Raw genomic sequence first — 7,449 nt, 5'->3', positions numbered from 1 at the left:
CCGTGGAGGAAAGCATAGGCATCATAAGGGTTTTGAAAAAAAGCCGGCTCGTGCGGGTCGAGCCGCAGATGTCGCGTGGCTGGATCAAAGGCCAGGGCAGGTGGCGTCAATTTGCTCATGCCAGACCAATAGCGCGGCTTGCCAGCCTGGTTCCAGACCGTATGTTGGCGCCCGCAATCCAATACGTTGAGCCAGCCGACCGGCTGCGGAAAGTCTGATTTGATGAAGGTGATCGTTGTCGGTGCGGGTATTGCCGGCCTCTCGACCGCGTGGTCGCTGGTCAAGGCGGGTCACAGCGTTTCGATCGTCGAGCAGGGGCCGATCCCAAACCCGTTGGCCGCCTCGGGCGACCACCACCGCATCATCCGCCGCGCTTACCGCGCGGGGACCGGCTACGGCCGGCTGATCACCGAAGCCTACCAGGCCTGGGACGAGATGTGGGCCGACCTCGGCGAAAACCATCTCGATCCCAGAGGATTTGTCTGCATTTCGCGCGAGCCCGGCGACGAGGCCGAGGAATATCGCGAGGGCCTGGAAGAAGGCAATTTTCCGTTCGAACTGCTGGAGCCCGATGCAGCCGTGAAACGCTGGCCGTTTCTGGAAGCCGGGTCGTTTCGCTACGCCTATTTCTCGACCGAAGGCGGCGCCCTGCATTGCCGCAAGATCGCGTCCGGCCTGGCAAAGTGGCTGCGCGCCAACGGCGCCAATGTCTACGAAAACAGCAAGGTCGTCGAGGTCGACGCCGAAGCCGGCCACATCGTGCTCGAAAGCGGCGAGACGATGCAGGCCGACCGCATCGTCGTCGCCGCAGGCGCCTGGGTGCTAAAACTGTTTCCGGAACTGGACGGAGAATTGAAGACCTATCGAACCGCACTTGCCTATGTCGAACCGCCGGCCGACCTCAAGGCGGCCTGGCAGGCGGCACCGGTCGTGCTCGATGTCGGCGGCGCGATCGACGGCTATGTGATCCCGCCCTCCGGCGGCGCCGGCATGAAATTCGGTTCCGGGCTGCACAGGGTGCCGACCAGCGACGCCGACTGGAACCGTCAGCCGGTGGCGGGCGAGGGCGAGGCGATCCGCAACCTGTTTTCGCCGCCGATCGCCCGCATCGCGGAGTATCGCGTGACCGAGGTCGTCACCTGCGCCTACACTTTCACATCAGACGAAAAATTCATGGCGCATGGAAAGGGCAAATGCCTTGTTGTCTCGGCATGCTCCGGCCACGGCTACAAGTTCGGCGCGGCGGTCGGCAGGCGCGTTGCCGCTGCTGTCGGCGATGGGGATATCGCCGGTCTGAAGGCATGGCTGCGGGCGGAGGTCGCCTGAAACACGAGGCCAAATCCGCAGCGGTTCAATGATTGAGTTCGTCTGCGGCGGCAATGACTTCGGACACAATCGCCCGAACGTCATCCAAGGTCGTCCTGTGATTGACGAAACACGCCCGCAGCGCGAATTGACCGTTGATCGTTGCATTCGACAGATACACGCGGCCGCGCGCGATCACACGGCGCAGGATCGCTTCATTGTCCTTAGAGCGGTGACGGAAACAGACCGCGCTTAGCGATACCGGCGCAAGCTGCTCAAGCTCCGGCTGTGAAGCGATTGCCTGTGCCAGCATCTGGGCATGGTAGAGATCGCGCGCGATGGCTTCGCGATAGGCACGGCGCCCGTGATACTGCAGCGACATCCAGAGCTTCAGCGCACGGAAGCGCCGAGACAGTTCGATCGACTCTTCAAAGAATGCAAATGCTTCCGTTGGGTCTTCGCTCAATATCCTGACGTAGTCGTCGCTGTGCGAGAAAGTCGTGCGCGCAATGTCTGGGTGGCGATTGAGCAGGCAGCCGCAATCGAGTGGCTGATAGAGCCATTTGTGCGCATCGAGCGACAGCGAATCCGCCAAAGACAGTCCCTGGAACTTTTCCGGGACGGCCAGCGCCGCCAGTCCCCCATAGGCCCCATCGACATGCATCCACAACGCTTCCCTACGGGCAATGTCTGCGATTTCGGGAAGGGGATCGATCGCACCGGAGATGATGGTGCCGACCGTGGCCACGATGGCGATGGGCATGTTGCCGATGGCGCGGTCGGCGGCAATAGCCGCCTGGAGGGCATCCGTCCGCATCCTGAATTTGTCGTCGACAGGGATCAAACGGAGATTTTTTCTACCGATCCCCAACAGCGCGACGGCCTTGGGAATGGACATGTGCACTTGCTCGGAAGCATAGATCACGCACGGTCGCACGCCTGTTTCGTTGGCTGGCAGCTTCGCTTCCCGCGCCATCGCCAGGGCCATGAGGTTCGCCGTCGAGCCGCCGCCGCACAGGCTGCCTGTAAATCCGGGGCAACCGACAGCCTCCGCCAACCATTCGACGACGGCGCGTTCGATCGATGTCGCAGCCGGTGCCGAGCGCCACGACGTCACATTCTGATTGAGCACCGCAGCCAGCAATTCCCCCAGCGCGCCGATCGGTTCGCCGGAGCCGACGACATAACCGAAGAACCTGCCGGTTGAAGGCCGCACATGCTCCGCTATCGACTTGAAATCCTGCAAGACTTCCCGACCACGACCGCTCTCCTGCCAAGGCCGCGAGAAGAGTTCCGTCGTCTGTTTGCCGCTGGTCGTGGGATACGTCCGACGTTCCTCGAGGGAGGCCCAATAAGCTTTGGCAAGCGCCAAGGCTTCTTCGGCAAGGTCTGACAATTCCTGATTGGAAATTTCCAGGTCGCGCATGCCCTCAGCCCAACGGAGATCCGCTGCGACGCAGGTTACGCCATGCGCGCTAATCCTGGCAATGCCTGGGAATATGCACCCGCCGCCAACTGGATGAGCCTTCCCGGACCAACACACGACGCGCGACGGTCTGGTAGGAGGCGGGGACATCGATGACGCGCCTTTGTTCCGGCCGCACCAGCACCTCCTCGGCGATGCTGTCATATTGTGCGGGAATGACGACGCGCCGCGTGCGTTCGGGCTGGATCACGATGGTCTCTGCGACGCGTTCGTAGCGCGCCTTGTGCCATACCTTGCACAGCACCTTGCGGCCATGGATGACGCGCCATTCCCAGGAATAGCCGCCGCCATCGACCCGGACCGTACGGTAGACGGTGCGGGTGACGGCCGGTACGATCTGGTAGGTCACTTGCGCCGGAACGGTCATCACGACGCGCTCGCGCGTGCCAAAGATAGGGGCGATATAGTCGACCTGCTGACCGGGCGGACTGATCATCACGTCTTCATAGACCGTGTCATAGACGGCCGGACTGCGGACGGGTTCATAGCATTCGACGGCGCGGCCGCCGGCCGCCGTCTGCGAAATCGTGCCGAGCACGGTCAGGCCGGCAATGGTGAAGCATGCGGTTTTCCCGGGCATGGCACTCCCCCTGTTGAACTCTATGCATAAGTTCAACGTTGAATTGTAGAGGAAGCCGTCTCGGAAAAAAGCGGTTTCGGCGCATTTCGTTAAGTGACGCGGTTAAGAAACTGCTACGTTGCGGGGCCGGCGATGCGGCTCCGGACCCGCGGAAGCATCCGCCGCCGCGAATCCTTGGTCAGAAAGCTTGATTCGACTTACCCAGATGGCTAGGAGGGGTCGGCCTTGCACAAGGACGAGCCGGCATCCTATTTACGGAATACCGATCCAGAACCGATTCTGCCCGATCTGCCGGCATTCCCGGCGCCGGAATCCCACCGCGAGATAAGAGATACCTGATGAAGAACCCCGTCGAAACCTACATGAACCTCGTTCCGATGGTGGTCGAACAGACCAATCGCGGCGAGCGGGCCTACGACATTTTCTCGCGCCTCCTCAAGGAGCGCATCATTTTCATCACCGGTCCGGTCGAGGACGGCATGGCGACGCTGGTCTGCGCGCAGCTTTTGTTCCTCGAAGCTGAGAATCCGAAGAAGGAAATCAACCTCTACATCAATTCGCCGGGCGGCGTCGTCACCTCGGGCATGGCGATCTACGACACCATGCAGTTCATCAAGCCGGCCGTGTCGACGCTCTGCATCGGCCAGGCGGCTTCGATGGGTTCGCTGCTCCTGACTGCCGGTCACAAGGACATGCGCTTTGCCACGCCGAACGCCCGCATCATGGTTCACCAGCCTTCCGGCGGCTTTCAGGGCCAGGCGTCCGACATCGAGCGCCATGCCCTGGATATCATCAAGCTGAAGCGTCGCCTCAACGAGGTCTACGTCAAGCACACCGGCAAGAGCTATGAAGAGATCGAGAAAACGCTCGACCGCGATCATTTCATGACCGCCGACGAAGCCAAGGATTTCGGCCTCATCGACAAGGTCATTTCGTCGCGCGAGGCGGCCGAAGGGGCGCTGGCATAAAGGCAAGTTGGCAGTTGGATGGCACCATCACGCGCTTTTGGCGCGTCTTGCGGCATTTCGGCCACAATTGGCTGTTCCCTCGGGGGACAGGATTGCCTACGTTAAGGCTATGTTGAGTTTCGGCGGCTTAGCTTTATGCGGGGTTGTCGCGAATCATTGCCACGTTTTCTGATTTGTGTTTCGTACGGAATGCGTTGCGGGAGCCGGGACACACTGGCGGCGGCGGATTCCCGCGATAGATAGAGTATGCGCCCTTTCAGCCAGACCATCGGCGGGCGGCCATGAAAGGACATGAAAATGAGCAAGGTCGGCAACAACAGCGGCGATTCCAAGAACACGCTTTACTGCTCGTTTTGCGGCAAAAGCCAGCACGAAGTGCGCAAGCTGATCGCCGGTCCGACGGTCTTCATCTGCGACGAGTGCGTCGAGCTCTGCATGGACATCATCCGTGAAGAGAACAAGACCTCGATGGTGAAGTCGCGCGAAGGCGTGCCGACACCGCAGGAGATCCTCAAGGTTCTCGACGACTATGTCATCGGTCAGCCCTACGCCAAGCGCGTGCTGTCGGTGGCGGTCCACAATCACTACAAGCGCCTCGCGCATGCCGGCAAGAACAACGATGTCGAACTGGCGAAGTCCAACATCCTTTTGATCGGCCCGACCGGTTGCGGCAAGACGCTGCTCGCGCAGACGCTGGCCCGCATCATCGACGTGCCGTTCACCATGGCTGACGCGACGACGCTGACCGAAGCCGGCTATGTCGGCGAGGACGTCGAAAACATCATCCTGAAGCTGTTGCAGTCGGCCGACTACAATGTCGAGCGCGCCCAGCGCGGCATCGTCTACATCGACGAAATCGACAAGATTTCGCGCAAGTCGGACAATCCCTCGATCACCCGCGACGTGTCGGGCGAGGGTGTGCAGCAGGCGCTCTTGAAGATCATGGAAGGCACCGTCGCCTCCGTGCCGCCACAGGGCGGCAGGAAGCACCCGCAGCAGGAATTCCTGCAGGTCGATACAGCCAACATCCTGTTCATCTGCGGCGGCGCCTTCGCCGGGCTGGACAAGATCATCTCGGATCGCGGCCGCAAGACGTCGATCGGCTTCGGCGCGGTCGTCGCTTCGCCGGAGGATCGCCGCACTGGCGATGTTTTCCGCCTGGTCGAGCCCGAGGACCTGTTGAAGTTCGGTCTTATCCCTGAGTTTGTCGGCCGTCTGCCGGTCCTGGCGACGCTGGAAGATCTCGACGAACCGGCGCTGATCCAGATCCTGACCGAGCCGAAGAACGCGCTGGTCAAGCAGTATCAGCGGCTGTTCGAGATGGAAAATGTCGACCTGACCTTCCATGAGAACGCTCTTTCGGCGATCGCCAAGCGCGCTATTGAGCGCAAGACCGGCGCGCGCGGCCTGCGTTCGATCATGGAGGCGATCCTGCTCGACACGATGTTCGAGCTTCCCGCACTCGAAGGCGTGCGCGAAGTGGTGATTTCGGAGGAGGTGGTGACCGGCAGTGCCCGGCCGCTCTACATCTACTCCGAGCAGAAGGAAAAGAAGGGCAATGTCAGCGCCTGACATGAGCCCGCAGCGAAATTCTGAAACGGCGCCGCAAGGCGCCGTTTTGCTGTCGCACAGCGGTTTTGCGCGGCGTACGGGCTGGCGTCGCAAATGTGTCACTCGCGGACGGGTTGGGAGTGCGGATTTGGACACGCCCCTTGATCTTTGGGGGTCGTGCATCCAACTAACTGGAGAAGGCCGAGGTGCCCGATTTCTGTGCTGTAAAACTCCCGTCACAAACGGTGGTAGGCGGAACGATCCCCGGTCGTTAATATAAGATTCGCGGTTGGCTCAATTAGCGGCCGCGACATGAAAGGTTGGACAATGGCCAAAGTATCCAAGGCACCCAGCGACGGCGTCTTCGCAGTTCTCCCACTGCGCGACATCGTGGTGTTCCCGCACATGATCGTTCCGCTCTTCGTCGGGCGTGAGAAGTCGATCAAGGCGCTGGAAGAGGTGATGGGTCAGGAAAAGCAGATCCTGCTTGCCACCCAGATGAATGCCGCTGATGACGATCCCGAGCCCGATGCCATTTTCGACATCGGCACGCTCGCCAATGTGCTGCAATTGCTCAAGCTGCCCGACGGCACCGTCAAGGTTCTGGTCGAGGGCGCCTCGCGTGCGAAAATCGTCTCGTTCACCGACCGTCCCGATTTCCACGAGGCCCGCGCCGCGGCGCTGGTCGAGCCGGAAGAGGAAGAGGTCGAGGTTGAGGCGCTGGCGCGTTCGGTCGTCACCGATTTCGAGAATTACGTCAAGCTGAACAAGAAGATCTCGCCCGAAGTGGTGGGTGCTGCCAGCCAGATCGACGACTACTCCAAGCTCGCCGACACGGTTGCCTCGCATCTCGCCATCAAGATCCCCGAGAAGCAGGAGATGCTGGCCACGCTTTCGGTCAAGGAGCGGCTGGAAAAGGCGATGGGCTTCATGGAAGCCGAAATCTCCGTCCTGCAGGTGGAGAAGCGCATCCGCTCGCGTGTCAAGCGCCAGATGGAGAAGACGCAGCGCGAGTACTACCTGAACGAGCAGATGAAGGCGATCCAGAAGGAACTCGGCGAAGGCGAGGACGGCCGCGACGAGGCCGCCGAGATAGAGGCGCGCATCAAGAAGACCAAGCTCTCCAAGGAGGCCCGCGAAAAGGCGGAAGCCGAGTTGAAGAAGCTCCGGACGATGTCGCCGATGTCGGCTGAATCGACGGTCGTGCGCAACTATCTCGACTGGATCCTGTCTATCCCGTGGGGCAAGAACTCCAAGGTCAAGCAGGACCTGGCTTTCGCGCAGAACGTGCTCGATACCGACCATTTCGGCCTCGACAAGGTCAAGGAGCGCATCGTCGAGTATCTCGCCGTGCAAAGCCGCCAGAAGAAGCTGAAGGGGCCGATCCTGTGCCTCGTCGGCCCTCCCGGTGTCGGCAAGACCTCGCTCGGCAAGTCGATCGCCAAGGCGACTGGACGCGAGTTCATCCGCATGGCGCTGGGCGGCGTGCGTGACGAGGCCGAGATCCGTGGCCACCGGCGCACCTATATCGGCTCGATGCCCGGCAAGGTCATCCAGTC

The 7,449-nt window shown here is 61.2% G+C and carries 6 protein-coding genes and 1 pseudogene; 4 read left to right on the top strand and 3 right to left on the bottom strand.

Going from position 1 to position 7,449, the window contains the following annotated elements; all coding sequences use genetic code 11:
* Positions 1-284: pseudogene (locus ENZ75_RS35105) on the bottom strand (cytochrome P450); the annotation flags it as partial.
* On the opposite strand from ENZ75_RS35105, the gene ENZ75_RS14305 reads away from it, so the two are divergent.
* The gene (locus ENZ75_RS14305; RefSeq protein WP_063167788.1) at positions 223-1,326 is read left to right on the top strand and encodes an FAD-dependent oxidoreductase; all 1,104 of its coding nucleotides are present in this window, start codon (positions 223-225) and stop codon (positions 1,324-1,326) included. The pseudogene ENZ75_RS35105 and the gene ENZ75_RS14305 overlap by 62 nt on opposite strands.
* A gap of 25 nt (positions 1,327-1,351) precedes the next feature.
* Here the strand turns inward: ENZ75_RS14305 and ENZ75_RS14300 are convergent, their stop codons facing one another.
* Both ENZ75_RS14300 and ENZ75_RS14295 read right to left on the bottom strand, forming a co-directional pair.
* Positions 1,352-2,731: a pyridoxal-dependent decarboxylase gene (locus ENZ75_RS14300; protein ID WP_063167789.1), complete on the bottom strand. Its 1,380-nt coding sequence runs from the start codon at positions 2,729-2,731 to the stop codon at positions 1,352-1,354.
* A 49-nt stretch (positions 2,732-2,780) separates the two neighbouring features.
* Positions 2,781-3,371: a hypothetical protein gene (locus ENZ75_RS14295; protein ID WP_063167790.1), complete on the bottom strand. Its 591-nt coding sequence runs from the start codon at positions 3,369-3,371 to the stop codon at positions 2,781-2,783.
* 338 nt (positions 3,372-3,709) lie between these two features.
* Between ENZ75_RS14295 and clpP the strand changes: the two genes are divergently transcribed.
* The 3 genes from clpP to ENZ75_RS14280 form a co-directional block, all read left to right on the top strand.
* Positions 3,710-4,339, top strand: a complete 630-nt coding sequence (gene clpP / locus ENZ75_RS14290) for an ATP-dependent Clp endopeptidase proteolytic subunit ClpP (protein ID WP_013532191.1) — start codon at positions 3,710-3,712, stop codon at positions 4,337-4,339.
* Positions 4,340-4,636: 297 nt separating this feature from the next.
* Positions 4,637-5,911 (top strand): ATP-dependent Clp protease ATP-binding subunit ClpX, encoded by a 1,275-nt coding sequence (clpX, locus tag ENZ75_RS14285; protein WP_013532190.1) that lies wholly within the window; start codon positions 4,637-4,639, stop codon positions 5,909-5,911.
* A gap of 306 nt (positions 5,912-6,217) precedes the next feature.
* The coding region (locus tag ENZ75_RS14280; protein ID WP_128278154.1) for an LON peptidase substrate-binding domain-containing protein at positions 6,218-7,449 on the top strand (1,232 nt) is incomplete at its 3' end.

Source organism: Mesorhizobium sp. M7A.F.Ca.CA.002.04.1.1 (assembly GCF_004022805.1).
Lineage (GTDB): Bacteria > Pseudomonadota > Alphaproteobacteria > Rhizobiales > Rhizobiaceae > Mesorhizobium > Mesorhizobium ciceri.
This window is presented reverse-complemented; position numbering and strand designations above follow the sequence as displayed.